Origin of the sequence: Solirubrobacter deserti, from assembly GCF_027587175.1 — a bacterium.
GTDB lineage: Bacteria > Actinomycetota > Thermoleophilia > Solirubrobacterales > Solirubrobacteraceae > Solirubrobacter > Solirubrobacter deserti.
Genome location: NZ_JAPCID010000009.1, coordinates 167,073 through 186,278 on the forward strand (window position 1 = coordinate 167,073; position 19,206 = coordinate 186,278).

Annotated in this window: 18 protein-coding genes and 1 pseudogene; 14 read left to right on the forward strand and 5 right to left on the reverse strand. The window is 72.0% G+C overall.

Going from position 1 to position 19,206, the window contains the following annotated elements:
* From OJ962_RS08335 to OJ962_RS08375, 9 genes are read left to right on the forward strand one after another with little or no spacing between them, the layout of a single operon-like run.
* Entirely contained in the window at window positions 1–1,341 is a 1,341-nt protein-coding gene (locus tag OJ962_RS08335) for an MlaD family protein (RefSeq protein ID WP_202955827.1), read from the forward strand.
* Entirely contained in the window at window positions 1,338–3,005 is a 1,668-nt protein-coding gene (locus tag OJ962_RS08340) for an MlaD family protein (protein WP_202955828.1), read from the forward strand. The genes OJ962_RS08335 and OJ962_RS08340 overlap by 4 nt, the downstream gene beginning before the upstream one ends.
* A complete protein-coding gene (locus OJ962_RS08345; protein ID WP_202955829.1) occupies window positions 3,002–4,417 on the forward strand; it encodes an MlaD family protein in 1,416 nt (471 codons plus the stop codon). Before OJ962_RS08340 ends, OJ962_RS08345 begins: the two co-directional genes overlap by 4 nt.
* On the forward strand, window positions 4,417–5,976 hold the full coding sequence (locus tag OJ962_RS08350; protein WP_202955830.1) for an MlaD family protein: 1,560 nt from the start codon (window positions 4,417–4,419) through the stop codon (window positions 5,974–5,976). The genes OJ962_RS08345 and OJ962_RS08350 overlap by 1 nt, the downstream gene beginning before the upstream one ends.
* Window positions 5,973–7,340: an MlaD family protein gene (locus OJ962_RS08355; RefSeq protein WP_202955831.1), complete on the forward strand. Its 1,368-nt coding sequence runs from the start codon at window positions 5,973–5,975 to the stop codon at window positions 7,338–7,340. The genes OJ962_RS08350 and OJ962_RS08355 overlap by 4 nt, the downstream gene beginning before the upstream one ends.
* 5 nt (window positions 7,341–7,345) lie before the next feature.
* The gene (locus tag OJ962_RS08360) at window positions 7,346–8,974 is read left to right on the forward strand and encodes an MlaD family protein (RefSeq protein ID WP_202955832.1); all 1,629 of its coding nucleotides are present in this window, start codon (window positions 7,346–7,348) and stop codon (window positions 8,972–8,974) included.
* A 4-nt stretch (window positions 8,975–8,978) separates the two neighbouring features.
* Window positions 8,979–11,462 (forward strand): MMPL family transporter, encoded by a 2,484-nt coding sequence (locus OJ962_RS08365; protein ID WP_202955833.1) that lies wholly within the window; start codon window positions 8,979–8,981, stop codon window positions 11,460–11,462.
* Entirely contained in the window at window positions 11,459–12,049 is a 591-nt protein-coding gene (locus OJ962_RS08370) for a TlpA family protein disulfide reductase (RefSeq protein ID WP_202955834.1), read from the forward strand. The genes OJ962_RS08365 and OJ962_RS08370 overlap by 4 nt, the downstream gene beginning before the upstream one ends.
* A gap of 28 nt (window positions 12,050–12,077) precedes the next feature.
* Window positions 12,078–12,503 carry a hypothetical protein gene (locus OJ962_RS08375; protein WP_202955835.1) on the forward strand — a complete coding sequence of 142 codons (426 nt, stop codon included), beginning with the start codon at window positions 12,078–12,080 and terminating at the stop codon, window positions 12,501–12,503.
* A gap of 31 nt (window positions 12,504–12,534) precedes the next feature.
* Here OJ962_RS08375 and OJ962_RS08380 read toward each other — a convergent pair whose 3' ends face one another.
* Both OJ962_RS08380 and OJ962_RS08385 read right to left on the reverse strand, forming a co-directional pair.
* Window positions 12,535–13,494 carry an aminotransferase class I/II-fold pyridoxal phosphate-dependent enzyme gene (locus OJ962_RS08380; protein WP_202955836.1) on the reverse strand — a complete coding sequence of 320 codons (960 nt, stop codon included), beginning with the start codon at window positions 13,492–13,494 and terminating at the stop codon, window positions 12,535–12,537.
* The gene (locus OJ962_RS08385; protein ID WP_202955837.1) at window positions 13,494–13,991 is read right to left on the reverse strand and encodes a hypothetical protein; all 498 of its coding nucleotides are present in this window, start codon (window positions 13,989–13,991) and stop codon (window positions 13,494–13,496) included. Before OJ962_RS08385 ends, OJ962_RS08380 begins: the two co-directional genes overlap by 1 nt.
* Window positions 13,992–14,060: 69 nt before the next feature.
* On the opposite strand from OJ962_RS08385, the gene OJ962_RS08390 reads away from it, so the two are divergent.
* Both OJ962_RS08390 and OJ962_RS08395 read left to right on the forward strand, forming a co-directional pair.
* Entirely contained in the window at window positions 14,061–14,516 is a 456-nt protein-coding gene (locus OJ962_RS08390) for a hypothetical protein (protein ID WP_202955838.1), read from the forward strand.
* Between the two features lie 23 nt (window positions 14,517–14,539).
* Window positions 14,540–14,977, forward strand: coding sequence for a VOC family protein (locus tag OJ962_RS08395; protein WP_202955839.1), 438 nt, complete (start codon window positions 14,540–14,542; stop codon window positions 14,975–14,977).
* A 28-nt stretch (window positions 14,978–15,005) separates the two neighbouring features.
* Here OJ962_RS08395 and OJ962_RS08400 read toward each other — a convergent pair whose 3' ends face one another.
* Window positions 15,006–15,305, reverse strand: coding sequence for a hypothetical protein (locus tag OJ962_RS08400; protein ID WP_202955840.1), 300 nt, complete (start codon window positions 15,303–15,305; stop codon window positions 15,006–15,008).
* 297 nt (window positions 15,306–15,602) lie between these two features.
* Window positions 15,603–16,850: an aminotransferase class I/II-fold pyridoxal phosphate-dependent enzyme gene (locus OJ962_RS08405; protein WP_202955841.1), complete on the reverse strand. Its 1,248-nt coding sequence runs from the start codon at window positions 16,848–16,850 to the stop codon at window positions 15,603–15,605.
* Between the two features lie 111 nt (window positions 16,851–16,961).
* On the opposite strand from OJ962_RS08405, the gene OJ962_RS08410 reads away from it, so the two are divergent.
* Genes OJ962_RS08410 through OJ962_RS08420 form a run of 3 tightly spaced genes read left to right on the forward strand, consistent with a single transcriptional unit; the run spans window position 16,962 to window position 18,917 of the window.
* Window positions 16,962–17,984: a hypothetical protein gene (locus OJ962_RS08410; protein ID WP_202955842.1), complete on the forward strand. Its 1,023-nt coding sequence runs from the start codon at window positions 16,962–16,964 to the stop codon at window positions 17,982–17,984.
* A gap of 9 nt (window positions 17,985–17,993) precedes the next feature.
* The gene (locus tag OJ962_RS08415; RefSeq protein WP_202955843.1) at window positions 17,994–18,608 is read left to right on the forward strand and encodes a sterol desaturase family protein; all 615 of its coding nucleotides are present in this window, start codon (window positions 17,994–17,996) and stop codon (window positions 18,606–18,608) included.
* Window positions 18,609–18,620: 12 nt separating this feature from the next.
* Window positions 18,621–18,917: a hypothetical protein gene (locus OJ962_RS08420; protein ID WP_202955844.1), complete on the forward strand. Its 297-nt coding sequence runs from the start codon at window positions 18,621–18,623 to the stop codon at window positions 18,915–18,917.
* Here the strand turns inward: OJ962_RS08420 and OJ962_RS08425 are convergent.
* A pseudogene (locus OJ962_RS08425) lies at window positions 18,904–19,206 on the reverse strand (hypothetical protein); the annotation flags it as partial. The gene OJ962_RS08420 and the pseudogene OJ962_RS08425 overlap by 14 nt on opposite strands.

Here is a 19,206-nt window from a genome sequence, read left to right on the forward strand (position 1 = left end):
TTGGCTCGTGCCGCAGTCGCACTCGGCGTCGCCGCTCTGGTGGCGCTGGCGGTGTACCTGTTCGTCCTGCGGGCGAGCGGCCACGAGTACACGCTCATCTTCGAGAACGCCGGCCAGCTCGTGGTCGGCGACAACGTGCAGATCGGCGGCCGCGCCGTCGGCACCATCCGCGACATCCGGCTCACCGACGACAACCAGGCCGCGGTCAAGGTGCTGGTGGAGGAGCCGTACGCGCCGCTGCGCGAAGGCACCGAGGCGGTGATCCGCCTCACGTCGCTGTCGGGCATCGCGAACCGCTACGTCGCGATCTCGCCCGGCCCGGACGCGAGCAAGACGCTCGGCGAGGGCGCCACGATCGACACCTCGCAGACGACCACGGCCGTCGATCTCGACGCGCTGTTCAATACGCTCACCCCGGACGCCCGCAAGGACCTGCAGGGCATCATCGCCGGCTTCCGGACCCAGCTCGACGGCAAGGGCGAGCAGGCGGCCGAGGCCACGAAGTACTTCAACCCGATGCTGTCCAGCGCGCGCCGGCTCGTCAACGAGGCCACGCGCGACGAGGACGCGCTGACGGACTTCATCGTCTCCTCCTCGCGTACGGTCACGGCGATCGCAGAGAAGCGCGAAGACCTGAGCGCGCTCGTGGGCAACGCCAACGCGACCACGGGCGCGATCGCGAGCGAGAACGCGGCGCTCCAGCAGGCGCTGTCGCTGCTGCCGACCACGCTGCGCCGCGGCAACTCGACGCTCGTGAACCTGCGCTCGACGCTGGATGACCTGGACCCGCTGGTGGCCGAGTCCAAGCCCGCGACCGAGGACCTGGCGCCCTTCCTGCGCGAGCTGCGCCCGCTGGTGCGCGACTCCAAGCCGACGATCGCGAACCTCTCGACGCTCGTCCGCCGGCCCGGGGCCGACAACGACCTGGTCGAGGCCACGCAGAAGCTGCCCGGCTTCCAGCGCGTCGCGAGCCCGGCGATGCGCAACTCCACGGGCGCGCTGCAGCGCAGCCAGCCCGTGCTCGAGTTCATCCGGCCCTACATCCCGGAGCTCGTCGGCTGGTTCCGCGACTTCGGCGTCGGCGCCGCCAACTACGACGCCAACGGCCACTACGCGCGCATCCAGCCGATCTTCAACGCCTTCCAGGTGCACGACCTGCCGGTCGGCCCGCCGCAGCTGGTGCCGCTGCCCGTCGCGCAGCGCCTGGCCGGCCTGCAGACCGGCATGCTGCGCCGCTGCCCCGGCTCCGCGAGCCAGCCCGCGGCCGACGGCTCCGCGCCCTACCGCGACTCCGGCGGCAACCTGGACTGCGACCCGACGCAGGTGCTGGCGGGCCCATGATCCGGTTCCTCGCAGGCCTCGCGATCGTCGCCGTCATCGCCGTCGGCGCCTTCCTCATCTTCGGGAACCGCGAGGACGACGGCGCGTACCGCGTGCGCGCGATCTTCGACAACGCCGGCTTCGTGATCCCGGGCGAGGACGTCAAGATCGCGGGCGTCCGCGTCGGCAAGATCGCGTCGATCGACGTCACGGAGGACTTCAAGGCCGCGGTCGTGCTCGAGATCACCGAGCCCGGCTACAGGAACTGGAAGCGCGACGCGAGCTGCATCGTGCGCCCGCAGAACCTGATCGGCGAGCGCTTCGTGGAGTGCAAGCCGACGCAGGTGCGCTCGGCCAACGCCGAGCCGCCGCCCGACCTCGACCTCATCGAGTCCGGCCCAGGTGAGGGCCAGCGCCTGGTGCCGGTGGAGAACACGTCGCAGTCCGTGGACATCGACCTGATCGGCAACACGATGCGCGAGCCCGAGCGCGAGCGGCTGTCGCTGATCCTCAACGAGCTCGGCACCGGCCTCGCCGGCCGCGGCCGCGACCTCAACGACGTGATCCGGCGCGCGAACCCGGCGCTGCGCGAGACCGACCGCGTGCTGGAGATCCTCGCCCGCCAGAACACGGTGCTCGAGCAGCTCGCGGTCAACTCCGACACGGTGCTCGCCCCGCTCGCGCGCGACCGCCGGCAGGTGGCGAGCGCGATCCGCAACTCCAGCCGCGTCGCCGAGGCCACGGCCGAGCGGCGCGAGGACCTGGCGGCCGACATCGAGACGCTGCCGGAGTTCCTGGACGAGTTCGACCCGACGATGGAGCGCCTCGGCTCGCTCGCGGATGAGTCCACGCCGCTGCTGACCGACCTGGGCGCCCGCGCGGACGACATCAACAACGTGGTGCGCCGGCTCGGCCCGTTCTCCGAAGCCGCGATCCCGGCGATCGACTCGCTCGGCGAGGCGGCGCAGACCGGCACGCCCGCCCTCACCGAGGCGCGCCCCGTGATCGCCGACCTGCGCTCGCTGGCCAACGACATCCGCCCCGTCGGCACGAACCTGCGCGGCGTGCTCGAGTCCTTCCGGGACACGGACGGCATCCAGCGCCTGATGGACTACATCTTCTTCCAGGTCGCCGCGATCAACGGCTACGACGCGACGGGGCACTACCTGCGCGCCGGGCTGCTCGTGAACCAGTGCACGACCTACGCCGTCCGGCCGGTCGCGGGCTGCACGGCGAACTACCCGCCGGCCGCCGGCGCGAGCGCGGCCACGGCCAGGGCGTCCAGCGCCGTCGACGGCGTCGGCGAGGACCCGGTGCTGCGTGCGACCGCGATCGCGATCGCGCGCGCCCTCGGCCAGCAGGTCGAGCAGGAGAAGGCGAAGATCGACCGGACGCTGACGGCGAAGAAGCCGGGCGGGAAGGCCGAGGCGCCCGCCGGCGCGGCGCCGCGCATCCGTGGCGCGGCCCCGACGGCGACGGCGACCGCCACCGCGCCGCCGTCCGCTTCGCCCGTGGAGCAGGCTCCGGCGCCCGCGCCGTCCTCCGCGCCCACGACGGCGCCGCCCGCCGCCGAGACGCCCGCGCCCACCGCCGCGCCGCCCACCCCGACCGCGCCCGCCCCGACGGCCACACCCGACCCGGGCGAAGGGCTGCTCGACTTCCTGTTCGGGGAGGAGGGCGGATGAGATCCTCGCGAGGAGGGATCGCCGGGAACCCGGTGTTGATCGGCGCCGCCACGGTGCTGGTGATCCTCGTCGCCGTCTTCCTGTCCTACAACGCCAACAAGGGCCTGCCGTTCGTCCCGACCTACCGGGTCGACGCGGAGCTGCCCAGCGCGGCGCAGCTGACGGTCGGCAACGACGTCAAGGTGGGCGGCACGCGCATCGGCGCGGTCACCGCCATCAAGCCGCGCCAGCTCGACAACGGCCAGGTCATCGCGGTGGTGACGATGACGCTCGACAAGGACGCCGGCCCGCTGCCCGAGGACTCCACGCTGCTCGTGCGCCCGCGCTCGGCGCTCGGCCTCAAGTACGTGGAGATCACGCGCGGGTCCGCGCGCGCGAGCTTCGACGACGGGGACACGATCCCGCTCGCTCGCGCCGAGACGCCCGTCGAGCTCGACGAGTTCTTGAACATGTTCGACGAGGACACGCGCGCCGCCTCGCAGGCCAACCTCGAGGGCTTCGGGACCGCGTTCGCGGGCCGCGGCGAGTCGATCAACACCGCGATCGGCGCGTTCCGGCCGCTGCTGCGCGACGTCGTGCCCGTGATGCAGAACCTCGCCGACCCGCGCACGAACCTCGAGGGCTTCGTCGTGGAGGCGGGCGAGACGGCGGCGATCGTCGCGCCCGCCGCGGAGACGCAGGCGACGCTGTTCCGCAACCTGAACACGACGATGGCGGCGCTCAACGAGGTCGCGCGGCCCTACATCCAGGACTCGATCTCGGGCGGCAAGCCCGCGCTGGACGCCGGCATCGAGTCGCTGCCGAACCAGCGCCCGTTCCTGGCCAACACCGAGGGCCTCATGCGCGAGCTGGGGCCCGGCGTGCGCGCGCTGCGCACGGCGGCGCCCGCGCTGTCGGACGCGCTCGGCGCCGGGATCGACGTGCTGCCGCGCACGCCGGCGCTCAACCGGCGCCTGGAGTCGCTGCTGGAGGAGGTGCGGACGTTCGCCAACGACCCGCTCGTCCCGCGCGGCATCCAGTCCACCAACGCGCTCGTGAAATCCGCCGACCCGACGCTCGCCTTCCTTGCGCCCGCCCAGACGGTCTGCAACTACATCACGCTCTTCTTCCGCAACATCTCGTCGCTGCTGAGCGAGGGCGACCGCAACGGCACCTGGCAGCGGTTCAGCATCGTCGCGATGCCGCAGGGCCCGAACAACGAGGGCGGCCCGTCCTCCGGCCCGGCCAACGGCCCGACGGTCGACAACCACCTGCACACCAACCCGTACCCGAACACCGCGTCGCCCGGCCAGCCCCGTGAGTGCGAGTCCGGCAACGAGCCCTACCTCGCGGGCCGCACGGTCACCGGCAACGTCCCCGGCACGCAGCAGGCGCGCACCGAGGGCTACGCCCGCCAGGGGGACGCGCGCTGATGGCCCGCACGCGTCGCCACGGCCCGCGCCGCTCGAACGCGTTCATCGGCCTGCTGGCCGTGGCCGTGATCGCGGTGATCATGTACTTCGGCTTCACCAAGGACATCCCGCTGAAGTCCGGCTTCGAGCTGCGCGCGCAGTTCCAGTCGGCGAACTCGATCCGGCCCAACTCGCCCGTGCGCATCGCGGGCGTGGAGGTCGGCAAGGTCAAGGCGGTCGAGCCGGTCGAGGGCTCCAACGACGCGATGCTCGTCATGGAGCTCAAGGACAGCGCGCTGCCGCTGCACGAGAACGCGACGGCCAAGATCCGCCCGCGCATCTTCCTCGAGGGCAACTTCTTCGTGGACCTCAAGCCGGGCACGCCGGGCTCCCCGCAGCTGGAGTCGGGGGACATGATCGCGGTCACGCAGACGGCCTCGCCGGTGCAGCTGGACGAGATCCTCACGTCGCTGCAGGCTGACTCGCGCGAGGACCTGACGAAGCTGCTCAAGGGCCTGAACACGACGCTCACGTCGGAGCCGACGGAGGAGCAGGACGCGGACTCGCACGAGCTCGCGCAGGGCGAGACGGCGGCCGAGTCCTTCAACGACGCGCTGGACGACATCCCGGCCGCGGAGCGCTCCACGGCCCAGGTGCTCGAGGCGCTGATGGGCACCCAGCCGACGCGGGACATCAACCGCCTCATCCGCGGCACCGCCCGCACGGCGGAGGAGCTGAGCCGCTACGAGCAGTCGCTGCAGGACCTGATCACCAACCTGAACACGACCACCGCCGCGCTCGCGGGCGAGTCCGCGAACCTGCGCGCCTCCATCCGCGAGCTGCCGCCGACGCTGGCCGCGGCCAACAGCGCGTTCGACGCGTTGAACGCGGCGTTCCCGCCCACGCGCGCGTTCGCGACCGAGATCCGTCCGGGCGTGCGCGAGACGCCGGCGACGATCGAGGCCGCGTTCCCGTGGATCGAGCAGACCCGGGCGCTCGTGCAGCCCGAGGAGCTGGGCGGCCTGGCCGCGGAGCTCTCGCCGGCCACCGTCGACCTGGCGCGGCTGATCGACCGGGCCACCGAGCTGCTCCCGCAGGTCGACCTGCTGTCCAGGTGCGTGCGCGACGTCGTGCTGCCCGCCGGGGACCTGGTCGTCCAGGACGAGTTCACCAACGGCGAGGAGAACTACAAGGAGTTCTTCTACGCGCTGGTCGGCATCGCGGGCGAGGGCCAGAACTTCGACGGCAACGGCATGTACGTGCGCTTCCAGACCGGCGGCGGCTCGCAGACGCTGTCGCTGGGGCCGAACTCGACGAGCCTCGGCGAGCTGTTCGGCAACTTCATCGAGGCGCCGCTCGGCAACCGGCCGGCGATGCCGCCCAAGAAGCCGACCTACCGCGACGACGTGCCGTGCCACACGCAGACGCTGCCGAACGTCAACGGCCCGCTGGCGGGCAAGACGGCGCCGGGCGGCGGGCCGACGGCGGCGGCCGCCAGGACCAAGCAGGACAAGCTGCGCAAGGCCACCGAGCTGAAGGTCATCCGCCGCAAGCTCAACCCGTTCGGAGCGGGCAAGTGACGGCGATCCGCAAGCACCTGCCGGACTTCCTGGCGATCCTCGGCCTGCTCGTCGTCGCGTTCGTGGTCTCGGTCTACATCCTCGACAAGCAGCGGCTCGCGCTGCCGCCGGGCGTGCCGGTCCTGGGCAAGGACTACTTCGAGATCGAGGCCGAGATGACGACGGCGCAGGCGGTCACGCCGGGCCAGGGCCAGACGGTCAACGTCGCAGGCGTCGAGGTGGGCGAGATCTCGTCGGTCAAGCTGCGCGACGGCAAGGCCATCATCGGCATGAAGATCCAGCGCAAGCACGACCGGATCTACCGCGACGCGTCGATCCTGCTGCGGCCGAAGACGGGCCTGAAGGACATGGTGGCCGAGCTCACGCCGGGCACCCCCGAGGCCGGCCGCCTGCAGGAGGGCGGCGTGATCCCGATCTCGCAGACGCTGCCGGACGTCAACCTCGACGAGATCCTCGCGGCGCTGGACGCGGACACCCGCGACTACCTGCTGCTGCTGCTCAACGACGGCGCGGAGGGCCTCGGGTCCGAGCGCAAGGGCCAGCAGCTCGCGCAGGCGATCCGCCGGCTGGAGCCGACCGCCAAGTACGCGCGCGAGATCAACGAGGGCCTGGCCGAACGGCGCGACCACCTGCGGCGCGTCGTGCACAACTTCTCGCTGCTGACCGAGGAGCTCGGCCAGCGCGACACCCAGCTCGCCAATTTCGTGCAGAACTCCAACGCCGTGTTCGACACGCTGGCCCAGCAGGACGCGTCGCTGCAGGCCATCCTCCAGCGCCTGCCGGGCACGCTGCAGACGACGCAGACGACGCTCGGCAAGGTCGAGACGCTCGCCGACGTGCTCGGGCCGACGCTCGAGGACCTGCGTCCGGCGGCGCGCGCGCTCGGGCCTTCACTGCGCAAGACGCGCCCGTTCCTGCGCGAGTCGACGCCGGTCATCCGCGACGAGATCCGCCCGTTCACGCGCGCCGCGCTGCCGACGGTGCAGGAGCTGCGCCCGGCGATGCGCGACCTGGCGGAGGCGACGCCCGACCTCACGGCCTCGGTGGGCGTCCTCAACCAGCTGCTCAACGCGGCCGCCTACAACCCGCCCGGCCAGGCGGAGGAGGGCATGCTGTTCTGGCAGGCGTGGGTCAACCACGCCGGCAACTCGCTGTTCTCCACGGCCGACTCGCACGGCCCGATCCGGCGCGGCCTGTTCCTGCTCTCCTGCAACTCCGCGCAGCTGCTGGACGCGGTCGCGCAGGCCAACCCGCAGCTCGGCACGCTGGTCGAGCTGCTCAACGCGCCCGCGCAGCAGACGATCTGCCCGACCTCGACCCAGGGGCCCGCCGCGGGCGGCGGCGCTCCCGCGACGGGAGGCTGACCGCGGTGGTCAAGGACGTTCCTTCCTTCGGCAAGATCGCGGCGATGGTGCTGTTCGCGCTGACGTGCTTTGGGCTGCTGCTGTTTCTGTGGCTCGCGTTCGGCGGGCCGGTGCCCCTGAAGCCGAAGGGCTACCGCTTCCACACGCAGTTCGCCGAGGTCGGCCAGCTCGCCACCGAGGCCGACGTGCGCATCAGCGGCGTGCCCGTCGGCAAGGTCAAGAAAATCACGCCCAACAAGCGCACGGGCGCCTCCGACGTCGAGATCCAGCTGCAGTCGCGCTACGCGCCGCTGCCGTCGGACGCGCGCGCGATCCTGCGCCAGAAGACGCTGCTGGGCGAGACCTACGTGGAGCTCACGCCGGGGCGCAATGACGCGGAGCCGATCGCCGAGGGCGGGGCGCTGGCGTCCACGCAGGTGTCCGAGACCGTCGAGCTGGACGAGATCCTGCGTTCCTTCGATCCGGAGACGCGCGCGAACTTCCAGGATTGGATGCAAACTCAAGCTCAGGCCATCGGCGATGGCCGCGGGCGCGACTTGAATGACGCGTTGGGAAACCTGGCGCCGTTCGCCGACGACACGGCGACGATCGTCGACGTGCTCAACCGCCAGGAGGAGGCGCTCTCCCAGCTGGTGGCCAACACGGGCGTCGTGTTCGGCGCGCTCAACGAGCGCGACACGCAGCTGCGGTCGCTGATCGAGAACTCCAACAGCGTGTTCGCGGCGACGGCCGCGCGCGACGAGGACCTGCAGGCCGCGTTCCGCGCGCTGCCGACGTTCGAGGACGAGTCGCGGCAGACGTTCGAGCGCCTGGACGAGTTCCAGCGCGAGACCGACCCGCTCGTCACGCAGCTGCGGCCCGCGGCGCGCGAGCTGTCGCCGACGCTGCGCGACCTGCAGGACGTCGCGCCGGACCTCAAGAACCTGCTCGAGCAGCTGGACCCGCTGATCGAGGCCTCCAAGGAGGGCTTCCCGGCCGCCGAGCAGGTGCTCGTGGACACGCGGCCCACGCTCGGCCAGCTCGTGCCCGCGACCGCTCAGCTCACGCCCGCGGTCGACTTCATCGGGCTCTACAAGCGCGAGCTGACGTCGTTCTTCGCCAACGCGGGCTCGGCCACGCAGGCGCGCGACGCGCGCACCGGCCTGCACTACCTGCGCACCAGCAACCCGCTGAACCCGGAGAACCTGGCGGTGTATCCGCGCCGGCTGCCGACCAACCGGCCGAACCCGTACACGTTGCCGGGGCACTTCGACCAGATCAACTCCGGGCTGGCGGTGTACGAGGACCGCCAGTGCTCGTCGGGGACGCAGATCCCGTCCCTGACCAACCTGCCGATCGACCTGGTCAACGACGTGATCGCGCCCGTGCCGTCGCCGGTCCCGACCGTCCAGCCGGTGATCCCGGGGCTGCCGCTGCCGCCCATCAACCTGCCGCCGATCCCGCAGATCCCGCTCACGCCCGAGCAGGCGGCGACGCTGATCCCGACCGAGCTGCTCGACCGCATCCAGCAGTTCGCGTTCGGCGGGGTGGGCAACGCCGGCCTGGTGGCGCCGCCGTGCCGCAAGCAGGGGCCGTTCGAGTTCGGCGGCGAGCGCACGCAGTACCCGCACGTGAACGCGCGCGACGACGGGTAGCTCGATGCGCGCGATCGTCGTTGCTCTCGTGCTCGTCGTTGCGGGTGCGGCGCTGGCCACGCGGCTGGATGTGAGCGCGTCGACGGGCTCGCTGGTCGGCGGCGGCAACGAGTCCGGGCAGGCGACCGAGAAGGCGCGCGAGCGCTTCGGCGACGACGCCGTGTACGTGCTCGTGCGCGGCGATCTGCCGCGGATGGTGCTCACGTCCGACCTCAACCGGCTGCTGGGGCTCGAGGGCTGTCTGTCCGGGAACCTGCCCGCGGGCGCGACGCCGCCGGGCGGGGCGGGCTCGCCATGCGACAAGATCGCGGCCGCCGATCGCGTGCACGTCGTGTACGGGCCGGGGACGTTCATCAACTCGTCGGTCAACGAGCTCACCGCGCAGCTGCAGGGGCGCACGCGCGAGCGGGCGGCGCAGGCCGACCGGGCGCGGGAGGCGGCTTCGAAGCTGGCGCGAGCCGACGGGAAGTCCGCAGCCGAGGCGCGGCGGCTCGGCCAGGAGGCGGAGAAGCTCGTCTACGCGCAGTTCGCGTCCGAGTTGCTGGCGATGAACGCCAAGTACGGGCTCAACCTGACGGGCGCGCCGAAGCTCAACGACCCCGACTTCGTCTACCAGCTGGTATTCGACCCCTCGCGCGGGGAGCGCACGCCGAAAGCGCGCTTCGCGTACCTGTTCCCTTCGCCGGAGTCGGCGCTGATCTCGGTGCGGCTCAACGCCGGCCTGAGCGAGGAGGAGCGCGCGGAGGCCGTGGCGCTGGTGCGGGACGCGGTCGCCATGCCGGAGTGGAAGCTGGAGAGCGGCGGGAACTACGTGGTGACGGGCGTGCCCGTGCTCGCGGACGAGCTCACGGGCGTACTCGCGGGCTCGACACTGCGGCTGTTGCTGGTGGGTGTGGCGGTGATGGCGCTGGTGCTCGCGTTGCTGTTCCGCGCGCGGCTGCGGCTGCTGCCGCTGATGGTCGCGCTGGGGACGGTCTCGATCGTGTTCGGCGCCCTCGCGCTGCTCGGACTGCCGCTGACGATGGCGTCGATCGCGGTGCTGCCGGTCCTGCTGGGGTTGGCGGTCGACTACGCGATCCAGTTCCAGGCGGGGAACTCGCGGCGGGTGATCAGCACCGCCGCCCTGGCGACCGCGGTCGGCTTCCTGATCCTGCTGCTCTCGCCCGTGCCGATGGTGCGCGGGTTCGGGGCGCTGCTCGTCGTCGGCGTCGGTGTGGCGCTGGCGTTGACGTTCACGGCGGGCGCCGCGGTGCTGCGGCGGCCACCGGCGCGGGGCGGGTTCGCGCGGGCGCTGCGCGGCGCCGGCGAGCTCGTCAACGTGGTCCGGCTCCCACGGCTGCGCGTGGAGCGGCCGTTGCGGTGGGTCGTGGCCAACGCGCGCGCGGTGCTGGTCGCGGCGGTGCTGCTGGCCGTCGGCGGGTGGGTGCTGGACTCGCGGATCGCGATCGAGTCCGAGCTGCAGAAGCTCGTGCCGCAGTCGCTCGCGGCCGTCCAGGACCTGGATGCGCTGCAGCGTTCGACGGGCACGGCGGGGGAGATCGACGTCCTCGTAGAGGGCGAGGACCTCACCGATCCCGCCGTGGTGCGCTGGATGCGCGACTACCAGAACGAGATCCTGCTGCGCAACGGCTACAGCGCCGAGCAGGGCTGTGCCGGCGCCGCGCTGTGCCCGGCGCTGTCGCTCCCGGACCTGTTCCGGACGCCGGAGCTGTCGGCGACGCGCGAGCAGGTGCGCGCGTTGCTGGACGCCGTGCCGCCGTACCTGTCGCAGGCGGCGATCTCGGCCGACCGCAAGACGGCGGTGCTGGCCTTCGGGCTGCGGCTGCAGTCGCTGGAGGGGCAGCGCGAGGTGATCGAGGGGATGCGCTCACGGCTCGACCCGCCCGAAGGTGTGCGCGCGACGCTGGCCGGGCTGCCGGTGCTGGCGGCGGACGCCAACCACGCGATGAGCGATCCGCTGCGGAGGCTGCTGCTCGTCGTCGCGGGGTTGCTGGCGGTCGCTTTGGCGCTCTTCGCGGTGTACCGCTCGTGGGCCCGGGCGTGGGTGCCGCTCGTGCCGATCGCGCTGGCCACGGGGTGGTCGGCGCTGGTGCTGTTCGTGGCCGGCGTGCCGCTGAATCCGCTGTCGGCGGCGTTGAGCGCACTCGTGATCGCGATCTCGACGGAGTTCTCGGTGCTGCTCTCGGCCCGGTACGTGGATGAGCGGCGCGCGGGCTTGGACCCGGCGGAGGCGCTGCGGCGGACCTACCGGGTGACGGGCGCGGCGGTGCTCGCGTCGGGCGTGACCGCGATCGCGGGCTTTGCCGTGCTGATCGCCTCGGATGTGGCCATGCTGCGGGACTTCGGGCTCGTGACGGTGCTCAACCTCGCGGTGTCGCTGGTGGGCGTGCTGGCGGTGCTCCCGGCGGTGCTGGTGCTGGCCGAGCGCGGCGAGCTGCTGCCGCGCCGCCGCGTGCGCCGCCGCCGGCGCCGGGCCGTCGCGGCGTGAAGCGCCCCGGCGTCCTGATCGTGATCTTCGTGGGCGCGCTGCTCATGTTCATCACGTTCAACACGATCGTCACCGAGTCCGAGGGCTCGCGCGGGCTCGAGGCCGGCGACGAGCTGCCGCCGTTCGCGATGCCGTTGTCGACCTCGCCGTGCCGCGGCCGCTGCGACGCCAACGTCGCCACCGGCGAGGGCCAGGGCGCGGCCGGCGCGCGGCCGGCGTGCGCGGTGCGGGGCCCGGAGATCCTCAACGTGTGCGAGCTCCGCGAGGCTGGCCCGTTCGTGCTCGCGTTCGTGTTTCACCCCGTCGACCGCTGCCGCGCGCAGCTGCCGGTGCTCGAACGCGTCGCCGCCCGGCATCGGGGCCTACGGTTCCGCGTGATCGCCGTGCGCGCGAACGCCGCGGAGGCGCGCGGATTGAAGTCGAACCTGCCGGTCGGCTACGACAACGACGGGGCGGTCGCGAACGAGTACGCGGTCGTCGTGTGCCCGACCATCACCTACGTCGCGGCCGGCGGGCGCGTCGTGGGGTCGACCGTGGGCTCGCAGACCGAGGCGCAGGTCGAGGAGTGGGTGCGCCGGATTGAGTGAGCTGTCGCTCGTGTGCCGCAGGGTGTCGGTGAGTGCTCGCCGCTCGCCGGCGGACGTGCGCGCCCGGCTGCGCGGGCTCGCGGATCGCATTCCGCGCATCGCCCCTGACCCGTACGCGATCGCGATGCGGCGGCTCGGCATCGACGCGCCCACCCCGGCCGAAGCCGTGTTGCGCGACCGGCTCGTGCGGGGCGGCTACCGCTCGCGCGGGCTGCTGCCGGACGCGCTGCTGATCGCCACGGTCGAGACCGGCGTGGGCGTCTGGGTCACCGACGCGGATCAACTGCGCATCGAGGGCGGTGAGCTCGTCGGCGCCGGTCTCCGCGTGCCGCTGTTCACCACGCCGCCGCGGCCCTCTTCGTCGCGCGTCACGCTCTTCGGCGTCGTCGTCCCGGGTGTGGCCGCCGGCGTCGTGGAGGAAGCGGTCTGGATCGCCGCGGACCTCATCGAGTGATCGATTGGTCAACCAGCGGTTGACCAATCGATCACTCGAGCGCTGCGAGCAGCCGGTCCGTCGCTGCGGCGTCGCGGAGGGTGACCCGCACGTGCTCCGACGAGCCCCACGCGGACCCGGGCGCCACGTAGACGCCGGCTGCCGCGAGCTGCGCCGCGTCTGCGCGGAGCCACACGTACGGGCCGACGCCCGGCGTCACGCGGTCGCCCAACGCCGCTGCTAGCCGCGCGCGCTCCCTCGCCACCTGCTCGCGCCGCCGCGCGACGCTCGCCGCTCCGTGCTCCACCGCCCACAGCGCGCCGGCCACGGCCGCGGCGCCCACGCCGCCGGCCGGCGCCAGCGGCAGCTCGACGCCGGTTCCCAGCACCGCGTACCCCACGCGGAACCCCGCCATCGCGTGGCCCTTCGAGAACGACCGCACCTGGATCACGCGCGGGTGGTCGACGATCGGCGCGTCCTCGGCGAAGTCCGCGAGCGCCTCGTCGACGATCAGCCAGTCGTCGCCGCCAGCGAACGACGTCACCGCGCCGCTCGGGTCGGCGGGCGTGGTCAGCACCGTCGTGCGTTCCGGGGCGATCCCCGCCACGGGCACGGGCGTCGCGCCCGCCGCTTCGACCAGCGCGGGCAGTCGCTGCCAGCCCGGCCAGACGACCGCCACCTCCTTACCGGTGGTGTTCCGGAGCGCCGCGCGCAGGAGCTCGCCGGCGCCATGGCCCACCACGACCCGGCCCGGATCGATGTCGTGCAGCCGCGCGATCGCGTCGCGCAAGGGCGCCACGTCGGCGTAGTCATTGACCGCCCGGCGCAGCGCGAACGTCGCCGCGTTCACGAGCTCCGGGTGCGGCGGCCCGTGCCACGCCGAGCCCGACAGGTCCAGCGGCGGCTCGGCCACCAAGGCCCGCTCCGCGTCACGGCGCGCGCGCAGCTCGGCGCTCACCTCTTCCGGCGAAAGCTCGTCGAACTGGCGGTAGTAGCGCAGCAGGCGCCGCATCAGCGAGGCGCAAGCGAGGGCGCGGGACCCTCGATCACGAGGAACCAGATCCCGAACAGCACCAGCGCGATCACGGCCGACGCGCCGAAGATGCGCGCCAGCACACCTTCGCGCTGGTCGTGGCCGGCGGCGCGGCGCAGCAGCCGCCACACGCGGTCCATCCGGCTCGCGACGGCCAGCGTGACGAACAGCGACGCCAGGATGCCGAAGAAGGCGACGATGATCCCGAGGAAGTTCGAGTCCGCCAGGTAGTCGACCTGTGAGGCGATCCACAGCCACGCCAGCGGCTGCGGGCCCCACACCGACAGGCAGAGCAGCGTCTCGGCCGCCAGCACGAGCAGCGCGAGCAGCCCGTCCGCGCGCTGGCGGGCGGACGATCCGCGCTCCGGCACGCCGCGGTAATGGACCGGCCCGGTGCCCGGGCGGCGTCCGATGAACAGGCCCCCCGTGTCCGTCGGATCGTTGCGCGCCACGCCCACGAGGATACGGGCGAGCATGCCGACGCGCTCCGCCCGTAGCGATGGTCGCTGCGGAGTCGCTTCGCGGACTCTACGATTCTCAGCCGCGTGAGCCGCCACAACAAGAGCAAGCGCCGGCGCCGCGTGAAGTCCACCGCACCGCAGGTCCCCCCGCGTCCGCCGCGCCGGATCGACGAGCGCCCACAACGCCTGAACGCGCCGTGGCATCCGTTCCCGCTCGTGGAGCTGTGTGTGCTGGCCGGGATCGTCTGCATCGTGCTCGGCCTCTTCCGCACCGAGGACCAGGGCGGGCGCATCCTGCTCACGCTCGGTTTGGTCCTGGGCTCGCTCGGCGGGCTGGACACCTCGATGCGCGAGCACTTCGCCGGCTACCGCTCGCACACGCTCGTGCTGGCCGCGTTCCCGGCGGTCGCGACCGCCGCCCTCAGCGCGTTCGCGGGCCTGTGGCTGGTGGCCGTCGTGCCGCTGATGCTGGCCGTGTTCGCGCTCGCGTTCCTCGCGCTCAAGCGCCTCTGGCGCCGCAAGACCGGCGTTCCGGCCTAGCCAGCACCTATCCTTGCGCCCCTGTGTCGGACGACAAGCGCATGCGGCTGCGTGGGTTGCACCACCTCACCGCCATCAGCAGTGACCTCGAGCGCACCATCGCGTTCTATCGCGACACGCTCGGCCTGCCGATCGTGCACGACGCTCCCTCCGACGACGACCCGGAGGCGCGCCACGTCTGGTTCGACGCCGGCGACGGCAGCTACCTGACGTTCATGGAGTACGCGAGCCTGCCGCAGGGCGTGGTGGGCATCGGCTCCACGCATCACTTCGCGCTGCGGGTCGAGAGCTCGGAAGAGCAGGAGGCGTGGCGCGACTATCTGCGCGAACGCGGCGTCGAGTGCACCGACGTGCTCGATCGTGGCTCGTTCCGCTCGATCTACATCCGCGATCCCGACGGCCACGTCGTCGAGATCGCCACCCGTGGGCCCGGCTTCGGCGCCGGCGGGCCGCCCGCATAGCGGGCGCACTCGCCGACGCCGCTTCCAGCTACGCCGCTACAGCGCCGTTGTAACCCTCGGACAGGCGTTCGGCCAGCTCCTTGCGCTGGCGCTCGGTCATGGACCCGATCGTCTTGGTCTCCAGCATCGAGATCGACATCAGGAACCGGCGGCAACGCGACCGGCCCCAACGATGCTGGCTCATCAGCAGGTCCGCGATCGTCATGCTCTCGGCCTCCCAGGGGCACTGGAGCACGATCCCCGCCACCGTCGCCTCACCCTCCGCCACCTGGCGCTTGAGCTCGGCGCGCGCCAGCCGTACGCGGTTCGCCTGTTCCAGCGCCCGCATGTGCTGTGGTGGCGCAGGGGCTATCGCAGATGTTCCCATCGAACCTCCCCGCTTCCTTCCATCAAATCGTTTTACGTGCAGTCGGTCGATCGCGCACGCAGACCAGTCTGCCAACGCCCGACAGCGTCGCTCAGACCTCTCTGGCCCCGGCGTGTCCCGACATCGGAGCCCTGCGCTCTCGCGCTCAACCGAGTGAGGAGGCTAGCCCGCCTGCGCCCGATCCGGCAACGCTCAACCACCCTCCGGACCCGCAAAGAGCATGCTTTTTTATCGCCATGTAACCGACCGGTGAATCTGCTATGCGCCCGGCCCGGGCAGCGGGCCGTGCTCGGATTCGAATTGCTGCTTGACGTTTCGGAATACGTCGAGCGCCCGATCCAGGACGGCCCGGTCATGGGTGGCCATCACGCTCGTCCGCAGCAGCGCGCCGCCCGGCTGGACAGCGGGATGGATGGCGACGTTGACGTACACGCCGGCGTCGTAGAGCGCGCGCCAGAGCAGCACGGCCTTCCAGTCGTCCTCGACCAGCACGGGGACGATCGGCGTGACCGCCGGCTCGCCCCGCACGACCCGGAAGCCCAGCGCGTCAAGGCCGCTTGACAGGTAGTTGCCGTTGTCCAGCACGCGCTGCAGCAGCTCGGGCCCCTCGTCGGAGCGCAGGATGCGCAGCGCGGCCAGCGCGGCGCCCACGGCGGCCGGCACGTTGGAGGCCGTGAACAGGAACGCGCGGCTGGAGATGCGCAGGAAGTCGATCACCTCGTGCGAGCCGGCGATGAAGCCGCCGCAGGACGCGAGGGACTTGCTGAACGTGCCCATGCGCAGGTCCACGTCGGCTTCCACCCCGAGCAGCTCGGACGCGCCCGCCCCGCGCGCGCCGAGCACGCCCGCGCCGTGCGCCTCGTCGACCATCAGCCGCGCGCCGTAGGCCTTGCACAGCTCGACGATCCGCGGCAGCGGCGCGATGTCGCCCTCCATCGAGAAGACGCCGTCGACCACCACCAGGACGCCGCCGCCGTCGTCCACGGCCCGCGCGAGCATCTTCTCCAGCCGGTCCAGGCGGTTGTGCTTGAACGGGCGCAGCTTGGCCTTGGAGATCAGGCAGCCGTCGAGGATCGAGGCGTGGTCGGCGGAGTCGACGATGACGGTGTCGCCGGGGCTGAGGAGCGTCCCGAGCGTGCCGACGTTGGCCTGGTGGCCCGTGGAGAAGACGATCGCCTCCTCGGTGCCCATCCACTCCGCGAGCTCGGCCTCGAGCTCCAGGTGCAGGTCGAGCGTGCCGTTGAGCAGGCGGCTGCCCGTCAGGCCGGTGCCGTACTTGTCGAGCGCGTCGCGGGCGGCCTGCTGCACGCGCGGGTCCGCGGTCAGCCCGAGGTAGTTGTTGGAGCCGAGCATGATCCGCTCGGCGCCCTCCATCTCCACGACCGGCCCGGCGGGGCCTTCGAGGCGGCGGAAGTACGGCAGCAGATCGGCTTCGCGTGCGGCGCGCAGCTGCTCGGCGCGCTCGTGTCCTCGGACCTTCGCGAAGACGTCGATGGCTGTCGGCATTGCTAGGGTCCGCCTCCAGTGAGCGTGGTCGTCCGTCCGGTCTCGTCCTGGCGAGACCGCCGGGAATTCGTCGAACTCCCGTACCGGCTGCACTCTACCTCTGCGGTTTGGGTGCCCCCGCTCCGTCTCGAGCGCCACCTGTTCCTGATGCGCTCGCAGAACCCGCTGTTCTCGCACGGCGACGCCCAGCTGTTCCTCGCCTGGCGCGACGGCCGCGTGGTGGGCCGGATCAGCGCGCAGTACGACGAGCACTACGACGAGCCCGGGACCGGCATGTTCGGCTTCCTCGAGCTCGAGGACGCGCCGGACATCGTGCCCGGGTTGCTGGAGGCGGCCGCGTCGTGGCTGCGCGCGCAGGGGCGCTCGCGGATGGTCGGGCCGATGGACTTCACGATGAACGACGAGGTCGGCGTGATGCTCGAGGGCTTCGAGCGGATGCCGTTCGTGCGCCAGCCGTGGCACCCGCCGTACTACGCGGCGCGCTGCGAGGAGGCCGGGCTCGAGAAGGCCGTCGACCTGCTCATGTACGAGCTGGTGATCTCGGACCGGTCGAAGATCCTGCCGGTCGTCTTCAAGCTGGCCGAGCGGGTGCAGCCGCGGCACGGCATCACGATCCGGCGCATGTCACGGCGCTCGCTGCGGCGGGACCTGGACCGCTTCGCCGAGGTCTACAACGAGGCCTGGAGCGAGAACTGGGGCTTCGTGCCGTATGGCAAGCGCGACCTGGACGTGTACGCACAGGAGATGCAGCTCGTCTTCGACCGCAACTGGTACATGGTCGCCGAGACGGAGTCGGGAGAGACCGCCGCGGTCGCGATCACGGTTCCCGACATCAACCAGGTGCTGGTGAAGATGCAGGGGCGGGTGTTGCCGTTCGGCTGGCTGCACTACCTGCGCAAGAAGTGGATCATCGACCGGGTTCGAGTCGGGTTCCTCGGCGTCAAGCACGCCTACCAGCACACGGGCGTGGCGGCGGCGCTGTACGTCGAGCACTTCGACACCGCCTCGCGCACGCCGCAGAAGTGGGGCGAGATGGGCTGGATCCTGGAGTCCAACAAGAACATGAACCGCGCCATGGAGGCGATGGGCGGCCGCGTCGTGCGGCGTTTTCGGGTCTACGAACGGGTTTTGTAAGGTTTCTGCATGGACCGTACGGACTTCCTGAAGGCGTCCCCGCCGATGTTCAAGTCGGGTCTGCTGGACAAGTTCACCCGGGTTCATCACTTCGTGCCGGTCGTGATCTTCGCGCCCGCGATCGCGGTGCTGTTCGCGTTCGGCGTGGACCGGATGGGCGTGTTCGAGGCGTTCGCGTGGGCGGTTGGCGGCTACTTCTTCTGGACGCTCGCCGAGTACTGGATTCACCGCGTGATCTTCCACTTCGAGCCCGAGGAGGGCATCGGCGCGCGGCTGCACTGGATGGTCCACGGCGTCCACCACGACCATCCGAACGACCCGCTCCGGCTCGTGATGCCGCCCGGCGCCTCCGTGCCGCTGGCGCTGATCTTCTACGCGCTGTTCTGGCTCGTGCTGGGCGCGGACCGCGCGTTCGCCTTCGGGGCCGGCTTCCTGGGCGGTTATCTCGCTTACGACATGATCCACTACGCCTTGCACCACCACACCCCGCGCACCCGGCTGGGAAAGTGGCTGCGAGAGCTGCACATGCGCCACCACTTCCAGGACGACGAGCGCGGCTTCGGCATCAGCGCCCCGTACTGGGATCGCGTGTTCGGCACCATGCACGTCCGCCGCGGGCGGTAGTGTCTGTGCTTCGTGGTTGACGAAGACGGAGAAGTCACGGAGGGCGAGGTCGTCGACGGCCTGCCCGTCGTCACCGAGCGCGCCGACGTGCTCGAAGAGTCACCGGCCGGCGGCGCGCTGTCGGTCCCGGGCGTCCAGGCCGCGGCCCTCGCCGCCACCGGCTTCGTCGCCGGCGCCTGCACCGTCGCGGTCGTCAAGCGCCACCGCACCAAGAAGGCCGCCAAGAAGCGCAAGAAGGCCGGCCCCCTGGGCGAGATCGTCGGCTCGAACTCGTTCTTGATCGACGTCCACCTGCTCAAGCGCAGCTAGCCATGCGCCGCGGCCGGTCGCCGTGGACGCGCGTGGAGAGCCGTCGCGGCGGCGCGGCGAGCCCGTGCGGCGGCGCGGTGAGCCCGTGCGGCGGCGCGGTGAGCCCGTGCGGCGGCGCGGTGAGCCCGTGCGGCGGCGCGGTGAGCCCGTGCGGCGGCGCGGTGAGCCCGTGCGGCGGCGCGGTGAGCCCGTGCGGCGGCGCGGTGAGCCCGTGCGGCGGCGCGGTGAGCCCGTGCGGCGGCGCGGTGAGCCCGTGCGGCGGCGCGGTGAGCCCGTGCGGCGGCGCGGT

Excerpts from the sequence above, each read along its gene's own strand:
- OJ962_RS08340 (WP_202955828.1), top strand. The coding sequence starts at position 1,338 with ATGATCCGGTTCCTCGCAGGCCTCGCGATCGTCGCCGTCATCGCCGTC.
- OJ962_RS08345 (WP_202955829.1), top strand. The coding sequence starts at position 3,002 with ATGAGATCCTCGCGAGGAGGGATCGCCGGGAACCCGGTGTTGATCGGC.
- OJ962_RS08350 (WP_202955830.1), top strand. The coding sequence starts at position 4,417 with ATGGCCCGCACGCGTCGCCACGGCCCGCGCCGCTCGAACGCGTTCATC.
- OJ962_RS08365 (WP_202955833.1), top strand. The coding sequence starts at position 8,979 with ATGCGCGCGATCGTCGTTGCTCTCGTGCTCGTCGTTGCGGGTGCGGCG.
- OJ962_RS08380 (WP_202955836.1), bottom strand. The coding sequence starts at position 13,494 with ATGCGGCGCCTGCTGCGCTACTACCGCCAGTTCGACGAGCTTTCGCCG.
- OJ962_RS08385 (WP_202955837.1), bottom strand. The coding sequence starts at position 13,991 with ATGCTCGCCCGTATCCTCGTGGGCGTGGCGCGCAACGATCCGACGGAC.
- OJ962_RS08400 (WP_202955840.1), bottom strand. The coding sequence starts at position 15,305 with ATGCGGGCGCTGGAACAGGCGAACCGCGTACGGCTGGCGCGCGCCGAG.
- OJ962_RS08405 (WP_202955841.1), bottom strand. The coding sequence starts at position 16,850 with ATGCCGACAGCCATCGACGTCTTCGCGAAGGTCCGAGGACACGAGCGC.
- OJ962_RS08415 (WP_202955843.1), top strand. The coding sequence starts at position 17,994 with ATGGACCGTACGGACTTCCTGAAGGCGTCCCCGCCGATGTTCAAGTCG.